Genomic DNA, 24,994 nt, shown 5'->3' on the forward strand with positions numbered 1-24,994 from the left:
TGAAAGGCGCCCGGTAGCAATACCTGGCGCCTTTCCTTTATTCTCCCCCCTCCATTTCACTACTCTGCCCCCAATGAACCGCACACCCCTGCTGCTAATGGTACTGGTCACCCTGCTGGCCGCTGCTGGCTGGATATTCTCCAAAGAGGCGATCCACGAACTGCCCCCCGCCGCCTTTATCGGCAGCCGCTTTCTGCTGGCTGCCTTATTGCTGCTGCCGCTGGCCTGGTTGCGCGAACCGCCGCCAACTCGCGCCCAGCTGCTACGTGCCGCTGGTTGCGGCACTCTGCTTGGCACCAGCCTGTTGCTGTGGGTCACCGCCATCAGCCAGAGTGATGCGCTCGGCAGCGGCGCTTTTATCATGAGCGTCGCCACCCTGATGGCGCCGCTGGCCGCCTGGGCCGCCTTCAAGAGCAAACCTGGCCGCCACTACTGGCTCACCCTGCCCATCGCCATCGCGGGCCTGCTGTTACTCTCCAGCAGCACCCATTGGGGAGTCTCGCTATCGCTGTTCTGGTTTCTGGCGGCCGCGACGTCGTTGGGTATCCAGCTCGCCGTCCATCGCCACTTTGCCCAATCCATTCCCCCCACCTGGCTTACCTGCATCCAGCTGGCGATGACCGGTCTGCTCGGCACCCTGCTCTCCTTGCTGACCGAACAGTGGCCCGAAGGCGGGGTCAGCCACGGCATCTGGGGCTGGTTTGCGGCGAGCGTGTTGATCGCCACCACCCTGCGCTACTGGCTGCTTACCCACGCATTGAGCAAGATGACGACCGCCCACGCCGCCCTGATGATGCTGCTGGAACCGGTCTGGACCCTGATGCTGAGCACCCTTGTATATAACGAACCCCTCGGCGGCGCCAAACTGGCCGGAGCCGGACTGGTGCTCGGCGCGCTGGTGCTCTACCAACTCCCCCTGCTGCTGCGTAGTCGCAGGCTAAAACCGGCTCACTAGGCGCCCACTGCAAACACCACAGATCAGGTGAACAACACCAAAACAGAGGGGCCTGCAGTTGCAGGCCCCTCTGTTGCATTACCACGACGCGAAGGCGGGGTACGGCGGCTTAATCCAGCCTGGACGCTAACCACTCCAATCCCTGATTGCCGAAGGTGAACAGCTGGTCGCTATAACCCTGACCAATCACGCTACGAATAATCTCGGGGTCGATATTGAGATAGTCGTGCACCAGCGCATTGCGAAGGCCAATGATCTTGCGCCAGCCACTCAGCGTGTCGGGGGATAGCTCGCCACGCTGGGCCAGGATCTCGAATGCCTGATAAGCATCCTGCGGGGTATGGCCCGCCAGCGCTCTGGCCCAGTGTTTTGCCACCCCGATACACGCTTCGATAGAAACCTGCAGAGTTCGCTCGGCGGCCCGGTACTCCAGATTGGAAAGCGCACGTTGCGCCAGAATAGCCCGGATCTCTGACAGCTCGGCCTGATAGCGCGACAGGCTGATGCGCAAAGCGCCGATATAGGCGTTATCGCTCATCTCTACTCCTTTGATTGATGCTTGCTGATATCGGTCTGGCGACGGGGATAACCAAGTTCCATCTGCGACATGATCCGTGCTTCTTCCTGCAAGCGCCGCCCCTCATCACGGCTATAGAGAGGGCGATTGGCATCGACTACCGCAAAAGCCAACGGGATCGGGGCCTGATTGATATCGACGACCGAGAGTTTCCCTTCCGCCAGCCCCAGGGCGCGTTGCCACTCCAGCGCCAGCAGTTCGGGCCGCAGCCGGTTCTCCAGTGCAGCACCCAGAGGCCCACTCTGTTTGACCGGATAAAAGGCCACCGCCAGATCCCAGTCACTGGCGGGGCCCGCCGTCCCCTTGGCTCGAGATCCGTAGAGCCAAAGTACCTGCACCTGGGCATGGGTGCTGGCGAGGTTGATCAACTGTTCGAGCATGTCGCTATCGGATGTCATATCGGGCACGGCCACCTGACTGGTCAATAAAGGGTTTTGGCATGCTCGTGATGATACAAGTTATGGCATCACAAGGCCGCCCTTTTGTTCCCCTGCACAACAGCCGCAACCAGGAGGCCCCCCTCGACTGTGGGCAGGATCAAGATCCGTGGGGTGCTCGACCAGCCCTTGCGACCGGCCCGTTTTACTTGCAAGGTGTGGGCATCGCTACGGTCTGGTCGCTTGCCAAGTGTGATTGGACAAGTAAAGCGCCACCGAACACCACCAAAAACGCGGCCACCAACGGCCAGACCAGCCACCATATCGCCGGATTGCTGGCAATCTGTTAACGGCATTTAACCCTTGGTATCCACAGGGTTAAAGGGCATACCCCATGAAAAAATGCCATATGGCCAGCTTGATGGAGGTCACATTCCTCCCCCGCGACCCTCCCTATCATTCCTCCATCATCCGCCAGCCCGTCAAGTTGGCGATGGCACTTAAGTGGAACACTCACGAATAACAAGAGAACACACCATGCAGCAAACCAGCACCCTCAAGACGGTCATGGTCAGCATATTGGCAACCGCCATGCTGATCTTTGTGGCCCAGTACCTGATAGGCAAGCAGGAGATCAAGATAGGCATCGCCATCATCCCGATCCTGCCGATGCTCTTTGCCGTCATCATCGGCATGATCGTCTCCGCCAAGCCGGTCAAGGATCGCATCCCCGGCTGGAAGACGCTCTTCACCGAAAAAGAGGAGGGCTTCTGCGGCAAGATGGTGGGCTTCAGCTTGCTGATCCTGGGCACCCAGTACGCGGGGATGATCATCCCCAACCTGAAGATGATCCTGAGCGTCGGCGTACCGCTGTTCCTGCAGGAGATTGGCAACCTGCTGCCGATCCTGATCGCCATTCCGCTGGCGGTGAAGTTCGGCTTTGGCCGACGCGCCATCGGGGCCTGCTCCTCCATCAGCCGTGAGCCGTCGGTCGCGGTCATTCAGGGCAAGTTCGGCACCGGCTCCCAGGAGTACATCGGCGTGCTGGCCATCTACCTGTGCGGCTCCGTCATCGGCACCCTCTGGTTCAGCGTGCTGGGCAGTATCGCCCCGCTCACCGGTCTGCACCCGCTGGCGCTGGCCGCCGGTTCCGGCGTGGGCTCAGGCTCCATGCTGAGTGCCGCCTCCGGTGCCCTGATCAACGGTCTCGACGAAGCGCTGGCCCAGCAGGTGCTGAGTATCGCGGCTGCCTCGAATCTGCTCTCGTCTGCCCTCGGCGCCCTCTCCCTCACCTATCTGGGTCTGCCGCTCGCTGAAAAAATCTATGCCCTGACTTCCAAAGGAGAGAAAGCATGAAAAGCATCGTAATGGATATGCGGTTCGTCTTTCTGGCGATCCTGCTGGCCATGTTTACCCAGACCCTGACCACCGGCACCCCGCTCTGGCTGATGGGTGACAGCTTCATCGCCATGTCACTGGTGGTGTTCGCCTCGCTGATTGCCAAGCGCTACCTGCCCTCCTCCCTGCCGGCATTTGCCTATGCCACCATCATCGGCATTCTGATCTGCCTGCCGGAGACCCCGGTGCGCGGCCTCTTCATTGATGCCGTTGCCAAGATCTCCTGCCTCTCCTGCTGCGTACCGCTGCTGGCCTTTGCCGGTCTCTCGGTGGGCGGCCAGCTGGAAGAGCTGAAGAAGATGTCCTGGAAAGTGATCCTGATCTTCATGATCGTCTCCACCTGCTGCTTCTTCGGCGCCTCACTGGTTGCCCAGATTGGCTTCACCATGCAAGGGATCATCTGATGAGCAACATCCACATTGAACCGGCCCTGCTGGCCCTGCGCGACTTCAGTCACGAAGTGCGCCACCACCTGCACACCATTCCGGAGGCCTCCGGCGTCGAGTTCAAGACCTCGGCCTACTGCCGCGAGCTGATGACGGGCTTCGGCTATCGCCTCACCGACTACCCGGGCTTCACCGGTTTTCACGGCGATCTGGTGGTCGACCCGGTACTGCCGACCATCGCCTTCCGTGCCGACATGGATGGCCTCGAGATGCACGACATGAGCGAGGTTGCGTTCAAATCGAGCCACGAGGGGATGGCCCACAACTGCGGTCACGACTCTCATATGGCGATTGCCCTGACCGCCGCCAAGTTTCTGGCCACCAACAAAGCGCGCCTGCAGTACAACGTCCGCTTTATCTTCCAGATGGCGGAAGAGGATATGCGGGTGCCGGGCGCCGAGAAGATGGTCGAACTGGGTTGCATGAAGGGGGTGGACGAGGTCTATGCCCTCCATAACGATGGCGCCATGGAGACCGGCACCATCAAGTTCAACAACGGTGTCATGTCCTCCTGGGGCTCCGCCTGGACGCTGGATGTACACGGTATCTCCGCCCACGGCTCTACTCCCCACAAGGGGCTGGATGCCATCCGCGAAGCGGTGCGGATCATCGAGGATATGGATTACATCGTCGCCAAGCGCACCAGTCCGTTCAGCCCGGCGGTATTCGGCTGCGGCATGATCAACGGCGGCACCATCCCCAACGCCATCGCTGACCATGTGCAGGCGCGCGGCACCATCCGCGCCATGGATGCCGAGACCGACCAGATCCTGAAGAACAGCTTCAAGGAGATCGTGGCCCAGAGCGAACTGCGCGGCTTCAAGACCAAGATGGTCTATGCCGGTTATCCGGCGGTAGAGAACCACGCCGATGCCTGCGCCCGCCTGCTGCAAGCGACCGCCGATGTATTGCCCTCTGAGGGGATCAACCCTCAGGGTCAGCCGATGACCGGCAGCGAAGATTTCAGCTACATGGTCAACGCCTGCCGTGGCCGCAAGGGGGCCATGTTCTTCCTCGGCAGCGGCTGTCAGGCCAAGGGGATCTGCAACTACCTGCATGCGAATCCCTACTATCTGGATGATGACTGCCTGTTAGTGGGAGCCCAGATCTTTATCAATCTGGCGACCCGCGGCGCTTAATCCCGCATCCTGAAAAAGCAGAAGAGAGGCCGCGGCCTCTCTTTTTTTGTCTCTGCGTTTTTTATCCCCGCGCTTTATCTCTATCTCTGCGCGGCAAGCAACCGAAGTCTACAACCAGGGCAGGTCCGCCATATTGGCGGTGGGCGGCTGGTTGATAAGGTGCAGTTGCACCGTCTCCCGGCTGATATGGGGAGCGTAGAGGTGGATAAAGTCGTACATGTAGTCGCGAAGATGGGCATGTTTGCGCAGACAGATATGGGTGGCACTCGAGGCGATCAGGTGGTCGATATTGAGGCTCACCAGATCCTCCCTGTCCCCCTCGTCAAAGGCCACGCTGGCGATCACCCCGACCCCCATCCCGAGCCGGACGTAGTGCTTGATCACGTCGGTGTCGGTGGCGGTCAGCACGGTTTTCGGCGAGAGGCCGTGGCGGCTGAAGGCCTTGTCCATCTTGGATCGGCCGGTAAAGCCGAACACATAGGTGATCAGGGGATAGCGAGCCAGATCCGCCATCGAGAGTGGCTGGCAGTCGATCAGCGGATGGCCGTGGGGCACCACCACGCTGCGGCCCCAGCGATGGCAGGGGACGGCGGCCAGCTCGTCGAACAGATACATGGATTCGGTGGCGATCGCCATATCCACATCGCCGCTTTGCACCATCTGGGCCAGCTGGGCAGGCGCCCCCTGATGGAGATGTATCGCCACATCGGGATAGCGGCGGGTGAACTCGGTGATCACCGCTGGCAGCTTGTAACGCGCCTGAGTGTGGGTGGTGGCGATACGCAACACCCCGCTGGTGGCCAGCTGCTCCCCCAGCGACAGCTGGTTGATCTGCTCCACCTGCGCCACCACCCCCTTGGCCAGCTCCATCACCTGCTCGCCGGCACTGGTCAAGCCGACCAGATTCTTCCCCTTGCGGGTAAAGAGGGCGAGCCCCAGCTCATCTTCCAACATCTTCATCTGCTTGCTGAGGGTGGGCTGGGAGGTGTAGAGCTTCTCCGCCGTCGCCGAGATGTTGAAGTTGTTCTTCACGATCTCGGTAAAATTCTTGAGCCGGGCGATGTTCATCTGGGCAAGGGATCTCGCTGCTGCGGCCAGTGGGGCTGGCCTGAAAAAGAGAGCGCGGGGCTGACCCCGCACCTGACCGCCGACCATACCACAGCGCCGCGCACGATAACCTGCCCCAGGTCAGAAAGCGGCGCGCTAGTCGCTGGCGAGCTTGATCCCGAGTCCGACAAACAGGGTGCCGATGCCCCGGTTGAGCCAGCGGCCGATCCGGGCAGGCAGTTTTACCTTGTTGCGGGCATAGACCGTGCTGAAGACCAGCAAGTGGCACCAGATCATCCCGTTCAGGTTGAAGATGCAGCCGAGCAGGATAAAAGCGAGCGCCTTGTCGGGAGCATCCTGCGCAATGAACTGGGGCACGAAGGCGAGGAAAAAGAGCGCTACTTTGGGGTTGAGCACATTGGTCAGCACTCCCTGCCGGTAGATCTGGCCATAGGATAGTGCAGGCAGAGTGACCCCTCTCTCCATTGCACCCGGTGTTTGCTGGCGCAGCAGAGAGAACCCCAAATAGATGAGGTAGAGGGCGCCAGCCAGCTTGATGACCGTAAACAGCTCGGCCGAGGCGCTGAGCAGCGCCGACAGACCGAGCGCCGCCGCCAGCACATGCACCATAACGCCGGTACCGATGCCAAGGGCAGCCACCGAACCGGCACGCCACCCTTGCGACCCGCTGCGCAGCATGATGAGCAGGGAGTCGGGCCCCGGCATGATATTGAGCAGCAGCCCCGAGACCACAAACAGCGCCAGATCATGAATACCGAACATAGACTCCATCCTCGCATAGCAAAACCAAACAAAGAGGGCTCCGCAGAGCCCCCTTCCATCTTATTTTCAACCCGTCTGACCGAGCCGCAGCGGCAACTCTACCTTAAGGGCGCAACGCCTTGTCAGCCCGGGAGATGCCGCAGACCCCGGAGCGCACCACTTCGATGATCTCGTTGGTCTGGGCGGCAGTCTTGATAAAGGCATCCAGCTTCTCGCTGGTACCTACCAGCTGCACCGTGTACTGCTCGGGGGTGACATCGACGATCTGGCCACGGAAGATATCCGCCAGCCGTTTCAGCTCGTCGCGGGCACCACCGGCGGCGCGTGCCTTGACCAGTGCGATCTCCCGCTCGATATGCTCCCCTTCGCTCAAGTCACACACCTTGAGCACATCCACCAGCTTGTGCAGTTGCTTCTGGATCTGCTCCAGCACCCGCTCGTCACCCATGGTGACTATGGTCATGCGCGACAGGGTGGGATCCTCGGTGGGCGCCACCGTCAGGGTCTCGATGTTGTAGCCACGCTGGGAGAAGAGGCCCACCACACGGCTCAGGGCGCCGGATTCGTTCTCCAGCAGAACGGAAATAATATGTCTCATGATATTTCCCCCGCCTTGTTCAGCGACATCTCTTCAACGGCGGATTCCACCAGTACGACCGAAATAATATGTTCCATCGTCAGGTCCTCTCCGTCTTGCTCAGCCACATCTCGTCCATGGCACCAAACTTGATCTGCATCGGATAGACGTGCTCATCCGGGTCGACCGAGATATCCATGAACACCAGCCGATCCTTCATGGCGAAGGCCTTCTCCATGGCACTCTCCAGCTCGGCCGGATCGCTCACCGCGATACCGACGTGGCCGTAGGCTTCCGCCAGTTTGACGAAGTCCGGCAAGGACTCCATGTAGGAGTGGCTGTGACGGCCGCCGTAGAACATCTTCTGCCACTGCTTTACCATGCCCAGCGCACGGTTGTTGATGGAGATGATCTTGATGGGTACCCCATACTGCAAGCAAGTAGAGAGCTCCTGAATGTTCATCTGCACCGAGCCATCACCGGTGACGCAGCAGACCACCGCATCCGGGTTGGCAAACTGGGCCCCCATGGCGGCCGGAATGCCGAAGCCCATGGTGCCGAGGCCGCCAGAGTTGATCCACTGACGCGGTTTGGCAAAGGGGTAGTAGAGCGCCGCAAACATCTGGTGCTGGCCTACATCGGAGGCGACGAACGCCTGTCCCTGAGTCACCTTGTAGAGGGTCTCGATCACCTGCTGAGGCTTGATCTGGGTAGCCGACTTTTCGTAAGCGAGGCAGTGACGGGAGCGCCACTGGTTGATCTGGCTCCACCAATCCGTCATCGCCTGATGATCGTTAGCAAAGCCACACTCGCGGATCACCTCCAGCATCTGTTCCAGCACGGTTTCTACCGAGCCAACGATGGGCACATGAGCCTGCACCGTCTTGGAGATGGATGTCGGATCGATATCAATATGCACTATGGTGGCATTGGGGCAGAACTTGGCCACGTTGTTGGTGACGCGGTCATCGAAGCGGGCACCCACGGCAAAAATCAGATCCGCATTGTGCATGCTCTTGTTGGCTTCGAAGGTACCGTGCATCCCCAGCATGCCGATAAATTGCGGATGAATACCGGAGAAGGCCCCCAGCCCCATCAGAGTGGTGGTGACCGGCAGGTTCAGCAACTCAGCCAGCTTGGTCACCAGATGATCCGCATTGGCGTTGATGGCACCACCGCCCACGTACATCACCGGGCGCTGGGCATCCACCAGCAGCTTGGCAGCCCGCTTGATCTGGCCCTTGTGGCCAGACTTGGTCGGATTGTAGGAGCGCATGCTTACCGACTCGGGATACTGGTAGGGGAATTTCTCTTTGGGGTTCTGCACATCTTTGGGCAGATCCACCACCACAGGCCCCGGGCGGCCGCTGGCGGCAATGTAGTAGGCCTTCTTGATGGCCTCGGGAATGTCGCTCGCCTTCTTGCACAGGAAGCTGTGCTTCACCACCGGGCGGGAGATGCCGATCATGTCGGTCTCCTGGAATGCATCCTCACCGATCATGGTGGTCGGCACCTGGCCGGAGAGGATCACCAGCGGAATGGAATCCATATAGGCGGTGGCAATACCGGTAATGCAGTTGGTCGCCCCGGGACCGGAGGTCACCAGCACAGTCCCCACCTTGCCGGTGGAGCGGGCGTAACCGTCAGCCATGTGAACCGCGGCTTGCTCGTGGCGCACCAGCACATGCTCCATCTTGCCGTTTTCGAAGAGTGCGTCATAGATGTCGAGCACCGAGCCACCAGGGTAGCCAAAGACGTGCTCCACCCCCTGATCTTCCAGCGCTCTAACCACCATCTGGGCGCCTGATAACATCTCCATGATAAAGCCCTCCAGGCTTTGCTCCGTTTTGCGAATCCCGTCAACGGCGCAGTGCTTCCCGGCACAACCCGACCCGTTTCTTGTTGTTATCTGAATGCAGATCGGGCTAATTCCGCCCCGTTGACCGGTGAAAAAAAGGATTTTTCAATCATTCACCCGAAAATCGGGTGAAAAACCAACTTAACCCGCTTCATAACCGTTGTCCACGGCTTTTCCTGACCAGAACAGTCATACATTTCAACCCACTATTAACATTCAAGGAGTTGGCATCGCAGCCATGAGATAAAAGGGAAGCAACTCGGGTAATGGCCAGCAAATCATCCCGCCGAGGGGAACAGCGGCCACAAAAAAGCCCACCAGTCAGCGGTGGGCTTTATAGCAGAAGCTTGACTTAGTTGTCCTGATCCGGCTCAGCCAGCCAGATCTGCTGATCCGGATCTGTCTCTTCACTGACCGAAATGCTGACGCCCATATCCAGCAGCTCGTGCAGAGTCAGATTATCTGCCAGCGTCATGGTTTCGCCATTCTCATTGGTAAAGCGCATTTGTTCCGTCCTCTCCTTGGTGGGATCGCCTTTCAGTCTAGTCAACAACGCTCACTTGCGATAACCAGCAACTGGATAAACAGTCCCCGCCATCCAGCTCGCTCAAGCGATCACTCACCTCCTCCGGAAACAGGGTGCGGGCCCAGAGCCGACGTGACAGCGACGCCACGCTCTCATCGGCACCGGCCGCCAGCCAGCGGGCCAGCTCCCCTGCCACATCGGGGTAGCTGATCGCCCCCGGCGAAGGGCTGTCGAGCCAGCCGCGCACCAGATTGGCATCAAGGCAGTCCATCAGGGTCGCCAGCCCCATCATCTCGAGGGTCTTGCCGTTGGTCAGTTGCTCAAACTGACCGCCAAGGGGTTTGACCAGCAGCTTCTTGCCGAGAGTGAGTGCCTCGGAGGCGAGCTCGAAGCCCGCGTTGGAGATGACGCCGCGACAACCGGCCAACACAGAGATAAACCCCTGCCGCGACGGCGGCTCGAAGCGCAGGTTGCGCCACTGGCTGGAAGTGCGGATGGCGGGGTGAAAACAGACGAAGCGCTGCTGACCGAAGCGCGACAACAGGGCGGCGATCGCCTCGGTCTGCTCGAACGGCAGATAGACCAGGATCTCGCCGTTATCCGGCGCAGGGGCGATGGGGTCGATCACCGGCGGCAACAAAGGGTGGCCGAAGTGAAACCAGTGCAGCCCGAGCGGTTGATCCACCGGGGCAAAGTGGCGCATCAGCTGACGACTGACACCATCCGCCCCCCAGCGCGGGATCGGCCAGTTGAAACTGGCTTGATGGCTGATGGTAAGACTTGGCTTGCCATAGCGGCGGGCAGCGTGGGCGGTCAATGGCTCAAAATCGCTCACCACCAGATCGTATTCGCTGCAGTCGAGAGCCCGCAGATCCCGCCAGAAGGTGAGTGGCGACGCAGCCTGCAGGGTGCGCCACGGCGAGACCCGCCCCTCGTGACTGACAAAGGTGAGCCCGGCAAAGGCGCGGTAGGCGCCGAACTCATCCATATCGAAATAGCGGTCGGCAGGGCGGCCGCTGAAGAGATAGTCCACCTCGACTCCGGCCGTGCGTAGCGCCCGTGCCAGGGTGCGACTGCGGCTGATATGGCCGTTACCGGTGCCTTGCACGCCAAACAGTATCCTCATGGATGGCTCCAGCCGAGCGCCAACACGGCGCAACCGCCACCCAGCAAGGCCCCCGCCACCAGATCGCTAAGGTAGTGGACCCCGAGCAGCAGCCGCGATGCCCCCACCAGCGCCGCCCAGCCAAACAGCAGGGGCGCCCAGAGCGGAAAGCCGCTGGCCAGTATGGTGGCCATCAGAAAGGCGGCGGCGGTATGGCCAGAGGGGAGACTGTAGCGATCAGAAGGGGTGATAAAGACCGGCAAACCGACTGGCCGTTGCCGTTTCAAGCTGTTTTTCAGCAGCAGATAGAGGGGTAACTCAATGGCAAAAGCGAGCAGAGCCAGCTGCACCAGTTCCCGTTCTGCCTCCCCCTGCCACCAGAGCAGGGCGGCCAGCACAGCGTAAAGCGGGCCATCACCGGTACGGGAGACAAGGCGGCTGACCCTCGCCTGCGGCCGGTTGTAGGCGTGAAGCAGGCAGACCCTGCATACCTGCTGGTCCCATTGTTGGATCTTGTTCATAACCCCTCCGTCCCTGAAATCTCTTGGCAGCATGCAGCCGAGGGATGACGTTCCGTTGAACGGGGGATAACAGATTTATGAAAAAAGGGCCGAATGGCCCTTTTTAATCTCGACTGACAACGGGATCAGTGGCTGCCGCGCAGACCGGTCTCCATCATACGGCAGTTGTGATCCGCCAGACGGGTCATGAAATTCTCATCAACCTTGAGGCCGAACACCTGCTCGTAGAGATCTTTCATCACGAACGGCTGCCACATCATGCTGAGGAAGGAGATCTTCAGCATCTCGGGATCCAGGTTATCAGCCAGCTCGCCGTTGGACTTCATGGTTTCCAGCAGGGCGTCGAACTGCGGCAGCTGACGTTCCAGCAGGCGATTCAGCACAAAATCCCGACCAGGACTCTTCTCACTAGACAATGCACTGGAGATAGCGGAAGTCAGCTCGCTGTTGGGCGCCATCACCTGATAGTAAGTATTGAGCATCTCATTGATGCTGTGATTGCTCTGCTCATCTTGCCAGGCGTGATCAAGCGGCTCGGCCACATCGCCCAGCACAGCTTTGTAAAGACCCTCTTTACTGCCGAAGTAGTAGTGGATCATGGCCAGATTCGAGCCAGCCAGCTCCGCTATTTCGCGGGTAGTCACCTTGCTATAGGGAGTATTGAGAAAACGCTCACGGGCAGCAGCAAGCAACTTGTCACGAATGTCAGAACGTCCGACCGGACGACCAGGTCTACGTTTTTCCATGAAACACCTCAGATAATGCAGTCAATGCTGATAAGTCGATCTGGTTGTGCAAATAATCGAGCACAGCAGGAATGACCAGATAATCGGTCATAGGCCGAATATGGAACAAGGAAATTTGCAGTCCTTTACAATCCGATTAAATATCTCAGCAGATTGCTCCTGACAATTCAGGTTGACACAGCATAAAAATCTCGATATTGGTAAAAGCGTTATCGACTGGAAGGAATAACAACGTCATGCATATCGCCACCCCGCTACTACTACTTTCCCTAATCGCGTTAACTCGCGCGGGATCCTTGTAGCCGGGCTAAGGCATAGCCGGAATTTACAAAAACCCGTGCACCCTGCACGGGTTTTTTTATGCCGCAGCAGGATGCACGTTACCGAACTTAGGAAGAGGGAAGTCACATGTCAGATAGGGTCATCATATTCGACACCACCTTGCGCGATGGTGAGCAGGCCCTGGCGGCCAGTTTGACAGTCAAGGAGAAGCTGCAGATCGCACTGGCACTGGAGCGGCTCGGTGTCGATGTCATGGAAGTGGGCTTCCCGGTCTCCTCTCCCGGCGATTTTCAATCGGTGCAGACCATCGCCCGCCACATCAAAAATAGCCGGGTTTGCGCCCTCGCCCGCGCCCTGCCCAAGGATATCGATGCCGCCGGTGAAGCCTTGCGGGTCGCCGACGCCTTTCGTATCCACACCTTTATCTCCACCTCCTCCATCCATGTGGAGAGCAAGCTGAAAAAGAGCTTCGAGGATGTACTGGAGATGGGCACCAGCGCCATCAAACACGCCCTGCGCTACACCGACGATGTGGAGTTCTCCTGCGAGGATGCGGGCCGCACGCCAATTGACAACCTCTGCCGCATGGTCGAGGCCGCCATCAAGGCGGGCGCCCGCACCATCAATATCCCCGATACCGTGGGCTACACGGTGCCGACCGAATTCTCCGGCATCATCCACACCCTGTTCAATCGGGTGCCCAACATCGACAAGGCCATCATTTCGGTGCACTGCCACGACGATCTGGGGCTCTCGGTGGCCAACTCCATCGGCGCGGTGCAGATGGGGGCCCGCCAGATCGAGTGCACCATCAACGGCATCGGCGAACGGGCGGGTAACTGCTCGCTGGAAGAGGTGGCGATGATCCTGAAGACCCGCGCAGATCTGCTCGGGCTGCATACCAACATCCGCCACAACGAAATTCATCGCACCAGCACGCTGGTCAGCCAGTTGTGCAACATGCCGGTGCAGCCCAACAAGGCGATCGTCGGCGCCAACGCCTTCTCCCACAGCTCCGGCATCCATCAGGATGGGGTGCTCAAGGCGAAAAACACCTACGAAATCATCACCCCCGAGAGCATTGGCCTGACCCAGAACAACCTCAACATGACCTCCCGCTCCGGCCGCCACGTCATCAAGCACCGGATGGAGTCCATGGGTTATGCCGAGAGCAGCTACGACCTTGACCACCTCTACGGCAAGTTCCTGACACTGGCCGACAAAAAAGGACAGGTGTTCGACTACGACCTCGAAGCACTGGCTTTCTTCAGCCAGATCCACGAAGAGCCAGAGCACTTCAAGCTCGAATACCTCGGGGTGCAGAGCGGCAGCTCAGTGCTGGCAACCGCCTCGGTCAAATTAAAGGTGGGGCAGGATCTGGTGTGTGAAGCGGCCACCGGCAATGGCCCGGTGGATGCTGTCTACCAGTGCATCAACCGCATTACCGGCTACCAGATCCGCATCGACAAGTACGCCCTCAAAGCCAAGGGCGAGGGGGAAGATGCCCTCGGTCAGGTCGATATTGTCGCCGAATACAAAGGCCGCAAATTCCACGGCATGGGGTTGGCCACCGACATCATCGAATCCTCGGCCCATGCCCTGCTCCATGTGATCAACAGCATCTGGCGCGCCGATCAGGTGGCCGAGCAGATGGAACGCAATAACGGCATCAAATCAGAAACCGTCTGACCACACAGACGACATGGAATGACAACATCAGGACGGGGAGCGTCTGAACCGGCAACCGCGCGCAGCGTCGGGGAAACCGGACAGAGGGATCTCAAAGACAATATCAGGATGGAGAGTGTATGAGCAGTTATCGGATCGCAGTATTGCCGGGTGACGGCATTGGCCCGGAAGTGATGGCCGAGGCCGTCAAGGTGCTGGAAAAGGTGCAGGCCAAGTTCGGCTTCGCCTTCAAATATGATCGCCACGACGTGGGCGGCATCGCCATCGACAACCACGGCACCCCGCTGCCGCAAAGCACCATCAAAGGCTGCGAAGCGGCCGACGCCGTGCTGTTTGGCTCGGTCGGCGGCCCCAAGTGGGAGCATCTGCCACCCAACGACCAGCCGGAGCGCGGCGCCCTGCTGCCCCTGCGCGCCCACTTCAAGCTGTTCTGCAACCTGCGTCCTGCCCGCATCTACACCGGTCTGGAGCAGTTCTCCCCGCTGCGCGCCGACATCTCCGATCGCGGCTTCGACATCGCCTGCGTGCGCGAGCTGACCGGCGGCATCTACTTCGGCCAGCCCAAGGGGCGAGAGGGCGAAGGGGCGAACGAGAAGGCGTTCGACACCGAGGTGTACCATCGCTTCGAGATCGAGCGCATCGCCAAGATTGCCTTTGAGTCGGCCCGGGTGCGCAAAGCCAAGGTCACCTCCATCGACAAGGCCAACGTGCTCGCCTCCTCCATTCTGTGGCGCGAGGTGGTGACTCAGGTTGCCAAATCCTACCCGGACGTGGCGCTGAACCACATGTACATCGACAACGCCACCATGCAGCTCATCAAGGATCCCTCCCAGTTCGACGTGCTGCTCTGCTCCAACCTGTTCGGTGACATCCTCTCCGACGAATGCGCCATGATCACCGGCTCCATGGGGCTGCTCCCCTCTGCCAGCCTCAACGAGTCGGGTTTCGGCCTGTTCGAACCGGCCGGTGGTTCAGCTCCCGATATCGCCGGAAAAGGGATCGCCAACCCCATCGCCCAGATCCTCTCTGCCGCCCTGATGCTGCGCTATAGCCTGGGCCAGGAAGCTGCCGCCCAGGCCATCGAGCAGGCCGTGGCCCAGAGCCTGGCCGAGGGTTACTTCACCGCCGACCTGCATCAGGCCAGCGCCCGCCATCCGGTGCAGAGCACGTCCGAGATGGGCAGCCAGATCGCCGCCCGGATCTGAGCCACATAACAGATAACTCTGAGCCACATAACAAGGAAGAGAGAAGCAATGGCCAAGACCCTTTATCAAAAAGTATTCGACGCCCATGTGGTACGGGAAGTGGCAGGGGAAACCCCCCTTATCTACATCGACCGCCATCTGGTGCATGAAGTGACCAGCCCGCAGGCATTCGACGGCCTGCGCGCCATGAACCGTCCGCTGCGCCGCCCGGATCTGACCTGGGCCACCATGGATCACAACGTCTCCACCACCAGCAAGGACATCGCCGCCTCCGGCGAGATGGCCCGCATCCAGATGGAGACGCTCGCCGACAATTGCAAAGAGTTCGGGGTTCGCCTCTACGATCTGAACCACAAATATCAGGGGATCGTCCATGTGATGGGCCCCGAGCTCGGCATTACCCTGCCCGGCACCACCATCGTCTGCGGCGACTCCCACACTGCCACCCATGGCGCCTTCGGCTCGCTGGCGTTTGGCATCGGCACCTCGGAAGTGGAACATGTGATGGCCACCCAGACCCTGAAACAGGGCCGCGCCAACACCATGCGTATTTCGGTCAACGGCAAGCTGGCCGAAGGCATCAGCGCCAAGGACGTGGTGCTGGCCATCATCGGCCGGGTCGGCCATGCCGGTGGTACCGGCTACGTGGTGGAGTTCGCGGGAGAGGCCATTGCGAGCCTCTCCATGGAAGGGCGGATGACGGTGTGCAACATGGCCATCGAACTGGGTGCCAAGGCGGGGATGATTGCCCCCGACCAGACCACCATCGACTACATCCGTGGCAAGGAGTTTGCCCCCAAGGCCGAAGCGCTGGAGCAGGCCATCGCCTACTGGCAGAGCCTCAAGAGCGACGAAGGTGCCCACTTCGATGCCGAAGTAGTGCTGGACGCTGCCGATATCGCCCCGCAGGTCACCTGGGGCACCAACCCGGGGCAGGTGATTGCCGTCAATGAACCGATTCCGGCACCGGAATCCTTCAGCGATCTGATGGAGCAGCAGTCCGCCCGCAAGGCGCTGGCCTACATGGATTTGCAACCGGGCCAGAAGCTCTCCGATGTCGCCATCGACAAGGTGTTTATCGGGTCGTGCACCAACAGCCGCATCGAGGATCTGCGCGCTGCCGCCGCCATCGCCCGTGGTCGCAAGGTGGCAGCTGGCGTACAAGCGCTGGTGGTGCCGGGCTCCGAGCAGGTGAAGGCGCAGGCCGAAGCCGAGGGGCTCGACAAGATCTTCATCGAGGCAGGCTTTGAGTGGCGCCTGCCCGGCTGCTCCATGTGTCTCGCCATGAACAACGACCGGCTGCAACCGGGGGAGCGCTGCGCCTCCACCAGCAACCGCAACTTCGAAGGGCGTCAGGGCCGCGCTGGCCGCACCCATCTGGTGAGCCCGGCCATGGCTGCCGCTGCCGCCGTCACCGGCCGCTTCGCCGACATTCGTGCGCTGTAATTACGAGGAGAACAAGATGACAGGCTTCAAGCAACACAAAGGGATCGTCGTCCCCCTCGACAGCGCCAACGTCGACACCGACGCCATCATTCCCAAGCAGTTTTTGCAGAAGGTAAACCGCATCGGTTTTGGCAAGCACCTGTTCCACGACTGGCGCTTCCTCGACGATGCGGGCCAACAGCCCAACCCCGAGTTTGTGCTCAACCAATCGCAGTTCGCCGGTGCCAGCATCCTGCTGGCCCGCGAGAACTTCGGCTGTGGTTCGAGCCGCGAGCACGCCCCCTGGGCGCTGGCCGACTACGGCTTCAAGACCATCATTGCCCCTAGCTTTGCCGACATTTTCTACGGCAATGCCATCAACAACGGCATGGTGCCGGTACGCCTGAAGGAGGAGGAGATCAACGCCCTGTTCCAGCTGGTTGCCACCAAGCCGGGCATCCAAATTGAAGTGGATTTGGAAGCCAATCAGGTGCGCGCCGGTGAGCTCAGCTTCGGTTTCGAGATCGACGAGTTCCGCCGCTACTGCCTGCTCAACGGGCTGGACGCCATCGGCCTGACCCTGCAGCACGAAGCAGCCATCAGTACCTTTGAGGCGAAGCAGCCAAGCTGGATTTAACGCGCCAGTTGCAAAAAAACGAGTAGAATCAACAGGGAGCTTCGGCTCCCTGTTTTACTGTCCGCTACGCTTCCCACTTTGGGCCACCGGAACTGGCCCGTGCCACAGGAAAGGATGATGAAGAGACCGACGGCAATCCCTCTACTCTGTGCCCTGCTGCTAACCCTGCCTGCGGGCGCCAGCCAAACCAGCTTCAACAACAGCCTCGGTCAGATCAACGTCGGCTGGCAGGATAGCGAAGGCAAGCCCCAGCAGCTTACTTACCGGCTGGAACAGGGCAAGCTGCCGCCGCTTATCGCCTATCGCCCCGCCAGGATGCAGGAGGAAGTGTTGCAGGTATTGCTGCGGGAGGTGCGCCAGAACTATCCCGAGGTGCAGTTCACCCTCACCCGCCCCACGCTGGAGCTGCATCTGAAAAGCCGCAATCAGGATAAAGCGCGCGAAGCGATGGCCTGGCTGGAATCACAGCGCAGCAAAGAGGAGCTGGCGTGGCTGACCGAGCATTACTTTCAGTACTTCACAACCCCTGACGGACAACTGGCGGTCAAGCAAGATCATCCGCGCATTGCGCTGGAGAGTCGCAGCACCTTGGCACCGCTGGCGAGTCAACTCAAGCAGCAGGGCAGCACCGAGACGGAAGCGCGCCAGAAAACCGTGGCCCATATGCTGACCTTTATCCAGAGCATCCCCTACCAGCAGTTGGATAATCTCAATGGACGGCAGGGCAAGGGGTTTCTCGCTCCTCGCCAGGTGTTGGAACAGAATCGGGGCGATTGCGACAGCAAGGTGGCCCTGATGGCCGCCATGCTGGCCCAACTCTTTCCCGAGCTGAAACAGGCCATGGTATTCGTCCCCGGCCATGCCTTGCTGGCCGTTGACTTGCCCGCCAAACCGGGGGATGCCACCATCAACTGGCAAGGGCAATCCTATTTACTGCTCGAGCCCACAGGCCCCGCCACCTTGCCAGCCGGCCAAATAGCATCGACCAGCAAAACGCTGGTCGATAGTAAACAAATCAGTGTGCAACCGCTTAAAGCCAACAAGTGAGCCTGTCTATCTCAGGCTCACACTGTGACCCATGACGACCGATTGATTAGATCGCTAGCTCAAGCCACGGGTAAAAACTCTATCGCCAACAGCAAGCCATCATCCTCGTCCAGCACCCGAATGATGCGGGCCTGCGCCTCGAAAGGGGGCAGCAGGTTGTTGTGCGTGGCCAGGCTAACCCGGATCGGCAGATTGATGTCGAGCTGGTGTTCAGATACCGCAATCCCCATGCCGTTGGCACTGAGATCCCGGCAGACTCCCTCCAGCACCTGCTGTTGCTGATAGACAGTGACCGGAGCATTGATAACCATGCGCGCAAAGGCACGCCTTTCCTTGGTATTGGTAAGCACGCGAACATCCTCTGTTAGGTGGGCGTCATCTCATGGGTATTGCACAATTGTGCTGGTCTACCCAAAAGAACGTTAATACAATGCGGTTCGTTTCTCAAACGGGGTGCGGTTTACCGCTGAGATTATACCCGTATACCTGATCCAGATAATGCTGGCGGAGGAATTTGAGGCATGGCGCTCATTTTTTGCGCTCTCACCCGCTGGCACCTCATTATTAACAAGTAATAGGGAGTGCCACCAATGAAAACCCTGCTGCTGGTCACCACCGGCCTGCTGTCGGCCAATGTGTTCGCCGCCGATACCCTCACCGTCTACACCTACAGCTCCTTCACTGCCGAGTGGGGCCCAGGGCCCAAGATCAAACAAGCCTTCGAGAAAGAGTGCGGCTGCACCCTCAATCTGGTTTCCCTCGAAGATGGCGTGGCCATCCTCAACCGGCTGCGGCTGGAGGGCAAACACAGCAAGGCCGATCTGGTACTGGGGCTCGACGATGCGCTCATCAGCGAAGCCAAGCAGAGCGGCCTGTTCGCCCCCCATCCCACCAAGCTCGACGGTATCAAGGTACCGGGGGGCTGGCAGGATAAGACCTTCGTCCCCTACGACTACGGCTACTTCGCCTTTGTTTATGACAAGGAGAAGCTCAAGCAGCCACCCAAGAGTCTGAAAGAGCTGGTGGAGCGGCCCGACCTTAAGGTGATCTATCAGGATCCCCGCACCTCCACCCCGGGACAGGGGCTGATGCTGTGGATGAAGTCCGTTTATGGCGACAAGGTGCCCGCCGCCTGGGCCGAACTTGCCAAGAAAACGGTCACCGTTACCAAGGGGTGGTCAGAAGCCTATGGCATGTTCCTCGATGGCGAGGCGGACATGGTGCTCTCCTACACCACCTCCCCCGCTTACCACCTGATTGGCGAAAACAAGCCCCAGTATCAGGCAGCAGCCTTCGAGGAGGGTCACTACCGTCAGGTGGAAGTGGCCGCCAAGCTGAACAGTGCCACTCAGGGCAAGCTGGCCGATCAGTTCCTGCAATTCATGGTGAGCCCCGCCTTCCAGAACGAGATCCCTACCGGCAACTGGATGTATCCGGTCATCGATACCCAACTACCCAAGGGCTTCGAGCAGATGATCACCGTCAGCAAACCGCTGGCCTTCAGCGCTGATGAGGTGGCCGCCAATCGCAAAGGGTGGATCCGCGAGTGGCTGCAAGCCGTCACCCAGTGAGCCGTCACTCCCTGAAACTACAGACTCGTCCCCTCTGGTGGCTGCCGGGCAGCGCAGCCACCCTGTTGATCCTGTTGTTGTCCCTCGGGCCGCTCGCGGCCCTGTTGTGGCAAGCCGGTTCGCTGGCGCCCCGCACCCTGCTCGCAGATCCTTATCTGCGTCACGTGCTGGGCTTCAGTCTGGGGCAGGCACTGCTCTCCACCCTGCTGAGCCTCGGGCTGGCCATTCCGGTAGCTCGTGCGCTGGCGCGGCGCCGCTTCATTGGCCGCACCCTGCTGATCAAGCTGTTTGGCCTCTCGCTGGTGCTGCCGGTCATCATCGCCATCTTCGGTATCGTGGCGGTACACGGCAAACAGGGGTGGCTGCCGCAACTGCTGCGCTCACTTGGGCTGGATCCCGGCAACTACCTCTACGGCCTGTTTGGCATCCTGCTAGCCCACGTCTTCTTCAACATGCCGCTGGCGGCCCGCCTGATGCTGCAGAGCATAGAGAGCATCCCCGAATCGAGCTGGCGCCTCGCCAGCCAGCTAGGCATGTGCTCATCCCATATCTTCCGGCTGCTGGAGTGGCCGCTCATTCGCGGCATATTGCCGGGACTGGCCAGCCTCATCTTCATGCTCTGTTTCACCAGCTTCACCACAGTGCTGGCGCTGGGGGGCGGGCCGAAATCCACCACGCTGGAGGTGGCGGTCTATCAGGCGCTGCGCTTTGACTTCGATCTCGCCACCGCGGGCGGACTGGCGCTGGTGCAGCTGATCCTGACCGCTGCCCTGCTCGCCTTGCAGCACAAGCTGCAGAGCACCCCGGCCAGTCGGGTAACACCGCGCCGCCCCTGCTTGCGACCGGATCGCCACCAGCCGGGCACGGCCATGGTGGATGCTCTCTCGCTCTGCATCGGGCTCGCCATCTTCCTGCCGCCCCTGCTGGCCATAGTAGTGGCCGGTCTTCACCCCGGCCTGCTGACGGCGCTCAGCTCAAGCAAGCTGTGGCAGGCCAGCGGCCAGTCGCTGCTGATTGCGCTGGCGGCAGGCACCCTGGCGACCCTGCTCGGTAGCGGCCTGCTGCTGACCAGCCGCCACCTCAAGGTGCGCACCCGCCAGCGGCGAGCTGCGGCCCTCTGGGAGGCCAGCGGCTCGATGATCCTGATGATCCCGGCTGTGGTGCTCTCCACCGGCCTCTTCATCCTGTTTATGCCGTTCACCGATGTCTTTGCCCTCGGTCCCTGGCTGGTGGTGCTGGTAAACGCCCTGATGGCGCTGCCCTATGTGCTGCGCACTCTCTCTGCCCCCATGCAGCTGGTGGTTCGCCAATATGATCGACTGGCCGACAGTCTGGGGGTGCGCGGCCTTCATCGCCTGCAACTGGTGGAGTGGCCACTGTTGCGCCGCCCGCTGGCACTGGCGATGGCGCTGTCGATGATCCTCTCGCTGGGGGATCTCGGCGCCATCGCCATGTTTGGCAGTCAGGAGCTCACCACCCTGCCTTGGCTGCTCTACCAACAGCTCGGCAGCTATCGATTGACCGAGGCAGCCGCCACCGCTCTGCTGCTGCTCACACTCTGTTTCTCCCTGTTCTGGCTGGTGGAGCGGGGGCTAGGAGGAAAAAATGGCGAGCATCATTGAGCTACAAAAAGCCTTGCGCCCCTGCGCTAGCGTTTCTGCGGCTGTTCTGGCTAGTGGAACAGGCCCTTTGAGGAGGAAAACATGCTGAACATTGATGAACTGGTGACCAGCTACCCCGACTGGCGCGTCAGCTTCAGCGCGACCCTGCCCAAGGGAGAGATCACCGCGCTGATCGGCCCAAGCGGCGCAGGAAAGTCGACCCTGCTCGGGATGATCGCCGGCTTCGTGCCGGTGGAATCAGGCCGCCTCAGTTTCGATGGTGAAGATCTGCTGCCGCTGGGCCCGGCCGAGCGACCGGTTACCACCCTGTTTCAGGATCACAACCTGTTCCTCCATCTGTCGGTGTTCGACAATATCGCCATCGGTTTGCACCCGGGCCTGCGCCTGAGTGCCGCCCAGCGGGCACAGGTGATCGATGCGGCCAGGCGGGTTGGTCTTGGCGAGATGCTAAGCCGCCTGCCTGAGCAGCTCTCCGGCGGCCAGCAGCAGCGAGTCGGGCTGGCCCGGGCGCTGGTGCGGGGCAAGCCATTGCTGCTACTGGATGAGCCCTTCTCGGCCCTCGATCCCGCCTTGCGCCGGGAGATGCTGGCCGAAGTGGCCCGCCTCGCCTGCGAGCAGGGCATTACCGTGTTGATGGTCTCCCATAACCCGGAAGACGCCCAGCTCATCGCCGATCAGGTGCTGTTCGTCGATGAGGGGCGCATCGCCCTGCAAGGCAAACCCGACATTCTGCAAAACAGCGATAATCCCGGGTTGTTGCGCTACCTGGGTCGCGCTCTAGCACCACAGTGAATGGCTAACAAGCTGATGGCCTCCCCTATCATGCCGGAGGATGCTCAGGACTGCGGCGCTATCTGGGCCAATAACCCTCAGCCACAAGGTCAGCAGCGGGATCAAAAAAGGGGAAGCCGATTGGCTTCCCCTTTCTCATATCACGATTTCAAGTTAAATCAGAGGTTCTCCTCGGCGAACGAAGCCAGTCGGCTGCGCACCACGCCGTTGAGGAAGATGTTGGCACTGCCGTCGAAGTCCTTGAAACGCTCAACGATATAGGTGAGACCGGAAGTCACCGGACTCAAATAGTTGGAGTCGATCTGGGCCAAGTTACCGGAGCAGACTATCTTGGTTCCCTCACCGCAACGGGTGATGATGGTCTTGATCTGGGACGCGGTCAGGTTCTGGCACTCATCCAGCAGCACGAAGGTGTTCTGGATACTGCGCCCGCGCATGAAGTTGACCGATTTGAACTGGATGTTGGCCTTCTCCATGATGTAGCTGAGCGAGCCACTCATGTTCTCGTCTTGCTTGTGCAGCACCTCCAGGGTGTCGGTCACCGCCGCCAGCCAAGGCATCATCTTCTCCTCTTCGGTGCCGGGCAGGAAACCGATGCTCTCGGCAATTTCCGGGGTATTCCGGGTGACGATCACTTTCTCGTAAATGCCCTTCTCAATCACCAGCTCCAGCGCTGCCGCCATCGCCAGTAAGGTCTTGCCGCAACCCGCCGGGCCGGTCAGGATCACCAGATCGATGTGCGGATCGAGCAGTGCATCCAGCGCCATCCCCTGATAGACGTTCTTGGGATGTACACCCCACGCCTTGCGGGACATCAGCCGCTCGCGCCCCAGATCCTTGATGCGGATCTTGTTGCCTTCGTGGCTAAGCACCCGAGCGGCAAAGAAGTTCTCCTCGTCGATCAGGTACTGATTGACGTGAATGCCTTCCAGCAGGTTGTCGTCGATCACATGAATGGTATCTCGGCCATGGGTCTCGCTCTCACACTCGCCGACCCGCTCCCAGAAGCTGCCCGGCACCACCTGAAAGCCTTTGGCCAACAGGCGGATATCGTCGATCAGCTGGTCGCTGCGATAATCTTCAACACGGGCAAGCCCAGCCCCTTTGGCCTTGAGGCGCATGTTGATATCTTTGGTGACCAGCACCACCTGGCGTTTCATCTCATGCTTTTGCAGATAGAGGGCAGCGTTGATGATGCGGTTGTCAGCTTCCTTGTCGGTGAACACCTCGGCATCCTGAGGCAGATGGTGGTCACTGAAGATACAGATATTGCCGCTCGCTTCGCCAGCCAGCGGAACGCCCTGGGTGATCTGCTCCGGGGTCGCATCGCGGAACACATCTTCCAGCGCACGAATGGCCACCCGCGCGTCGCGGCTGACATCCTTGTTGCGATCCTTGATGTTATCGAGCTCTTCCAGCACAGTCATGGGGATAAGCACGTCGTGCTCTTTGAAGGAGTAGATAGCGAGGGGTTCGTGAAGCAGAACGTTGGTATCCAGGATAAACAGCTTTCGGTCCGTATTGTCCATAAGCATTCTCCTTGGCACTGAAGGGCCACGTGTGTGAATCTCAGATGTCATTGAAACCACACGGCCGTGACAGTTTTATTACCCTCAACGCTACGCCCGATTTTACTATCACGCAACAAATCACTTGACCGAACGTTTTGATTGCCCATAAAAACAGCAATAAAAAGACCGGTACACAGACCGGTCTTTTTGCTTTCGCTCAATGAGTTAAACACACCTGCCAGCCACTCTGGGAGGCGCTGCAGCTGAGGCTGTGCAGCAACCATTGAGCACCAGCCCCCCTTGCTGTGGCACTGATAGCAGAGCCCAGCATTGGTCGCAAAGCCACGATCAGCAGATCTCCGAACCAGGGCACTTAACTAATTCATTGACTGAACGAATGAATACTCAGAGATAGATCAGGGCTTCTTGACGTAGACGGTCGGTGTTTCACCCGCCATATTCAGATAGAACTCGTAGACACCATCGCTATCCGGCGAGAACTTCATATCCTCATACTTGGAGCAGGGATTGACCGGCACCGCCTCACCACCCAATACGGCGACACCATCACTCGGGCTCTTGTAGCCAAAGTTACTACCGCAGCTCCAGCCCGAGTCAGCAAACTTGAACTTGTAGGGTGCCCACTCTTTCTTGAGCGTCCCTTTGGCCATGTAGAGCTTGTCAGCGACCTTGATGACCTTGCTCTCATCGGTCGCCATCCAGTCGTTCATCTCCCCGCGCAGGTAGATGGACTTGCCACCGAAGTCGCTGTTGTCTGCCGCAGCCTGCTCCGCACCACCATTGGATGTGCAACCACCTAATACCAGGGTTCCCGCCGCCAGCATCATCGTTACTGTTCTTTTGAACATGGGTCTATTCCTTAAATTATTGTGATTCCTTGGTCCATCAATGTGGACTGAAGAATTAAACCAGAGCAGGCATCACAAGAAAGGTAGAGGCATCACATTCTGTGTTTTTTATATCCAACCCATTGAACCAATGAGTAACAATTGAACAGGAAATGGCATAGGAAAAACAGAGAAAACGACAGAGAAAAGGGCATAAAAGGTCAATATTTGGGCAACTTGCTGAATGGCAGCCAATAAAAAACCCCGCTCATCGAGCGGGGTTTCTTGTATTGGGTGCCTGGCAGTGTCC

Annotated in this window: 27 protein-coding genes and 1 riboswitch; of the genes, 13 read left to right on the forward strand and 14 right to left on the reverse strand. The window is 59.7% G+C overall.

Going from position 1 to position 24,994, the window contains the following annotated elements; translation table 11 throughout:
• The first annotated feature begins 73 nt into the window (after nt 1-73).
• Nucleotides 74-955 (forward strand): DMT family transporter, encoded by an 882-nt coding sequence (locus tag CF137_RS01470; protein ID WP_139717413.1) that lies wholly within the window; start codon nt 74-76, stop codon nt 953-955.
• Nucleotides 956-1,064: 109 nt separating this feature from the next.
• Here the strand turns inward: CF137_RS01470 and hepT are convergent, their stop codons facing one another.
• Together hepT and mntA are read right to left on the reverse strand one after the other, a co-directional pair.
• The gene (gene hepT / locus CF137_RS01475) at nt 1,065-1,493 is read right to left on the reverse strand and encodes a type VII toxin-antitoxin system HepT family RNase toxin (RefSeq protein ID WP_101346326.1); all 429 of its coding nucleotides are present in this window, start codon (nt 1,491-1,493) and stop codon (nt 1,065-1,067) included.
• A gap of 2 nt (nt 1,494-1,495) precedes the next feature.
• A complete protein-coding gene (mntA, locus tag CF137_RS01480) occupies nt 1,496-1,930 on the reverse strand; it encodes a type VII toxin-antitoxin system MntA family adenylyltransferase antitoxin (protein ID WP_139717414.1) in 435 nt (144 codons plus the stop codon).
• A 41-nt stretch (nt 1,931-1,971) separates the two neighbouring features.
• Here mntA and CF137_RS01485 point away from each other — a divergent pair, with 41 nt between their 5' ends.
• From CF137_RS01485 to CF137_RS01500, 4 genes are all read left to right on the forward strand, one after another.
• The gene (locus CF137_RS01485) at nt 1,972-2,259 is read left to right on the forward strand and encodes a hypothetical protein (RefSeq protein WP_101346324.1); all 288 of its coding nucleotides are present in this window, start codon (nt 1,972-1,974) and stop codon (nt 2,257-2,259) included.
• A gap of 187 nt (nt 2,260-2,446) precedes the next feature.
• On the forward strand, nt 2,447-3,265 hold the full coding sequence (locus tag CF137_RS01490) for a DUF3100 domain-containing protein (protein WP_101323736.1): 819 nt from the start codon (nt 2,447-2,449) through the stop codon (nt 3,263-3,265).
• Complete coding sequence (locus tag CF137_RS01495) at nt 3,262-3,711, forward strand: hypothetical protein (protein WP_139717415.1); 450 nt, start codon at nt 3,262-3,264, stop codon at nt 3,709-3,711. Before CF137_RS01490 ends, CF137_RS01495 begins: the two co-directional genes overlap by 4 nt.
• Complete coding sequence (locus CF137_RS01500; RefSeq protein ID WP_139717416.1) at nt 3,711-4,892, forward strand: M20 metallopeptidase family protein; 1,182 nt, start codon at nt 3,711-3,713, stop codon at nt 4,890-4,892. The genes CF137_RS01495 and CF137_RS01500 overlap by 1 nt, the downstream gene beginning before the upstream one ends.
• Nucleotides 4,893-5,000: 108 nt before the next feature.
• Here the strand turns inward: CF137_RS01500 and CF137_RS01505 are convergent, their stop codons facing one another.
• The 8 genes from CF137_RS01505 to CF137_RS01545 all read right to left on the reverse strand — a co-directional run bounded on the left by CF137_RS01505 (nt 5,001) and on the right by CF137_RS01545 (nt 12,055).
• The gene (locus CF137_RS01505; RefSeq protein ID WP_139717417.1) at nt 5,001-5,960 is read right to left on the reverse strand and encodes a LysR substrate-binding domain-containing protein; all 960 of its coding nucleotides are present in this window, start codon (nt 5,958-5,960) and stop codon (nt 5,001-5,003) included.
• Between the two features lie 135 nt (nt 5,961-6,095).
• On the reverse strand, nt 6,096-6,722 hold the full coding sequence (locus tag CF137_RS01510) for a LysE family translocator (protein ID WP_139717418.1): 627 nt from the start codon (nt 6,720-6,722) through the stop codon (nt 6,096-6,098).
• 103 nt (nt 6,723-6,825) lie between these two features.
• Complete coding sequence (gene ilvN / locus CF137_RS01515) at nt 6,826-7,320, reverse strand: acetolactate synthase small subunit (RefSeq protein WP_005311605.1); 495 nt, start codon at nt 7,318-7,320, stop codon at nt 6,826-6,828.
• Between the two features lie 79 nt (nt 7,321-7,399).
• Nucleotides 7,400-9,118 (reverse strand): acetolactate synthase 3 large subunit, encoded by a 1,719-nt coding sequence (locus CF137_RS01525; RefSeq protein ID WP_139717419.1) that lies wholly within the window; start codon nt 9,116-9,118, stop codon nt 7,400-7,402.
• 391 nt (nt 9,119-9,509) lie between these two features.
• Nucleotides 9,510-9,662, reverse strand: coding sequence for a hypothetical protein (locus CF137_RS22050; RefSeq protein ID WP_098972262.1), 153 nt, complete (start codon nt 9,660-9,662; stop codon nt 9,510-9,512).
• Between the two features lie 37 nt (nt 9,663-9,699).
• Nucleotides 9,700-10,809, reverse strand: coding sequence for an MJ1255/VC2487 family glycosyltransferase (locus CF137_RS01535; RefSeq protein WP_139717420.1), 1,110 nt, complete (start codon nt 10,807-10,809; stop codon nt 9,700-9,702).
• Nucleotides 10,806-11,309: a phosphatase PAP2 family protein gene (locus CF137_RS01540; protein WP_139717423.1), complete on the reverse strand. Its 504-nt coding sequence runs from the start codon at nt 11,307-11,309 to the stop codon at nt 10,806-10,808. Before CF137_RS01540 ends, CF137_RS01535 begins: the two co-directional genes overlap by 4 nt.
• Nucleotides 11,310-11,434: 125 nt before the next feature.
• A complete protein-coding gene (locus CF137_RS01545) occupies nt 11,435-12,055 on the reverse strand; it encodes a TetR/AcrR family transcriptional regulator (RefSeq protein WP_101318036.1) in 621 nt (206 codons plus the stop codon).
• A gap of 408 nt (nt 12,056-12,463) precedes the next feature.
• On the opposite strand from CF137_RS01545, the gene leuA reads away from it, so the two are divergent.
• The 5 genes from leuA to CF137_RS01570 all read left to right on the forward strand — a co-directional run bounded on the left by leuA (nt 12,464) and on the right by CF137_RS01570 (nt 18,340).
• A complete protein-coding gene (gene leuA, locus CF137_RS01550) occupies nt 12,464-14,026 on the forward strand; it encodes a 2-isopropylmalate synthase (RefSeq protein ID WP_139717426.1) in 1,563 nt (520 codons plus the stop codon).
• 119 nt (nt 14,027-14,145) lie between these two features.
• Nucleotides 14,146-15,231, forward strand: a complete 1,086-nt coding sequence (gene leuB / locus CF137_RS01555) for a 3-isopropylmalate dehydrogenase (protein WP_139717428.1) — start codon at nt 14,146-14,148, stop codon at nt 15,229-15,231.
• Nucleotides 15,232-15,279: 48 nt separating this feature from the next.
• Nucleotides 15,280-16,677 (forward strand): 3-isopropylmalate dehydratase large subunit, encoded by a 1,398-nt coding sequence (gene leuC / locus CF137_RS01560; RefSeq protein WP_101323726.1) that lies wholly within the window; start codon nt 15,280-15,282, stop codon nt 16,675-16,677.
• 16 nt (nt 16,678-16,693) lie between these two features.
• Nucleotides 16,694-17,293 (forward strand): 3-isopropylmalate dehydratase small subunit, encoded by a 600-nt coding sequence (leuD, locus tag CF137_RS01565; RefSeq protein WP_139717431.1) that lies wholly within the window; start codon nt 16,694-16,696, stop codon nt 17,291-17,293.
• 117 nt (nt 17,294-17,410) lie between these two features.
• On the forward strand, nt 17,411-18,340 hold the full coding sequence (locus CF137_RS01570; protein WP_139717457.1) for a transglutaminase domain-containing protein: 930 nt from the start codon (nt 17,411-17,413) through the stop codon (nt 18,338-18,340).
• A gap of 59 nt (nt 18,341-18,399) precedes the next feature.
• Here CF137_RS01570 and CF137_RS01575 read toward each other — a convergent pair whose 3' ends face one another.
• Nucleotides 18,400-18,690 carry a PilZ domain-containing protein gene (locus CF137_RS01575; RefSeq protein WP_042018611.1) on the reverse strand — a complete coding sequence of 97 codons (291 nt, stop codon included), beginning with the start codon at nt 18,688-18,690 and terminating at the stop codon, nt 18,400-18,402.
• An 89-nt stretch (nt 18,691-18,779) separates the two neighbouring features.
• A riboswitch (TPP riboswitch) is annotated at nt 18,780-18,870 on the forward strand.
• A 60-nt stretch (nt 18,871-18,930) separates the two neighbouring features.
• On the opposite strand from CF137_RS01575, the gene thiB reads away from it, so the two are divergent.
• The 3 genes from thiB to thiQ all read left to right on the forward strand — a co-directional run bounded on the left by thiB (nt 18,931) and on the right by thiQ (nt 22,325).
• Nucleotides 18,931-19,911: a thiamine ABC transporter substrate binding subunit gene (thiB, locus tag CF137_RS01580; protein WP_139717433.1), complete on the forward strand. Its 981-nt coding sequence runs from the start codon at nt 18,931-18,933 to the stop codon at nt 19,909-19,911.
• Complete coding sequence (gene thiP, locus CF137_RS01585) at nt 19,908-21,533, forward strand: thiamine/thiamine pyrophosphate ABC transporter permease (RefSeq protein WP_139717459.1); 1,626 nt, start codon at nt 19,908-19,910, stop codon at nt 21,531-21,533. Before thiB ends, thiP begins: the two co-directional genes overlap by 4 nt.
• An 81-nt stretch (nt 21,534-21,614) precedes the next feature.
• Nucleotides 21,615-22,325 (forward strand): thiamine ABC transporter ATP-binding protein, encoded by a 711-nt coding sequence (thiQ, locus tag CF137_RS01590; protein ID WP_139717435.1) that lies wholly within the window; start codon nt 21,615-21,617, stop codon nt 22,323-22,325.
• A gap of 158 nt (nt 22,326-22,483) precedes the next feature.
• Here the strand turns inward: thiQ and CF137_RS01595 are convergent, their stop codons facing one another.
• The 3 genes from CF137_RS01595 to CF137_RS22155 all read right to left on the reverse strand — a co-directional run.
• Nucleotides 22,484-23,854, reverse strand: coding sequence for a PhoH family protein (locus CF137_RS01595; RefSeq protein WP_101318019.1), 1,371 nt, complete (start codon nt 23,852-23,854; stop codon nt 22,484-22,486).
• Between the two features lie 398 nt (nt 23,855-24,252).
• Nucleotides 24,253-24,705, reverse strand: a complete 453-nt coding sequence (locus tag CF137_RS01600; protein ID WP_139717437.1) for an early set domain-containing protein — start codon at nt 24,703-24,705, stop codon at nt 24,253-24,255.
• A gap of 108 nt (nt 24,706-24,813) precedes the next feature.
• On the reverse strand, nt 24,814-24,994 hold a 181-nt coding region (locus CF137_RS22155; RefSeq protein WP_204787355.1), incomplete at its 5' end, for a hypothetical protein.

Origin of the sequence: Aeromonas sobria, assembly GCF_006243315.1 — a bacterium.
Classification (GTDB): Bacteria; Pseudomonadota; Gammaproteobacteria; order Enterobacterales; family Aeromonadaceae; genus Aeromonas; species Aeromonas sobria_A.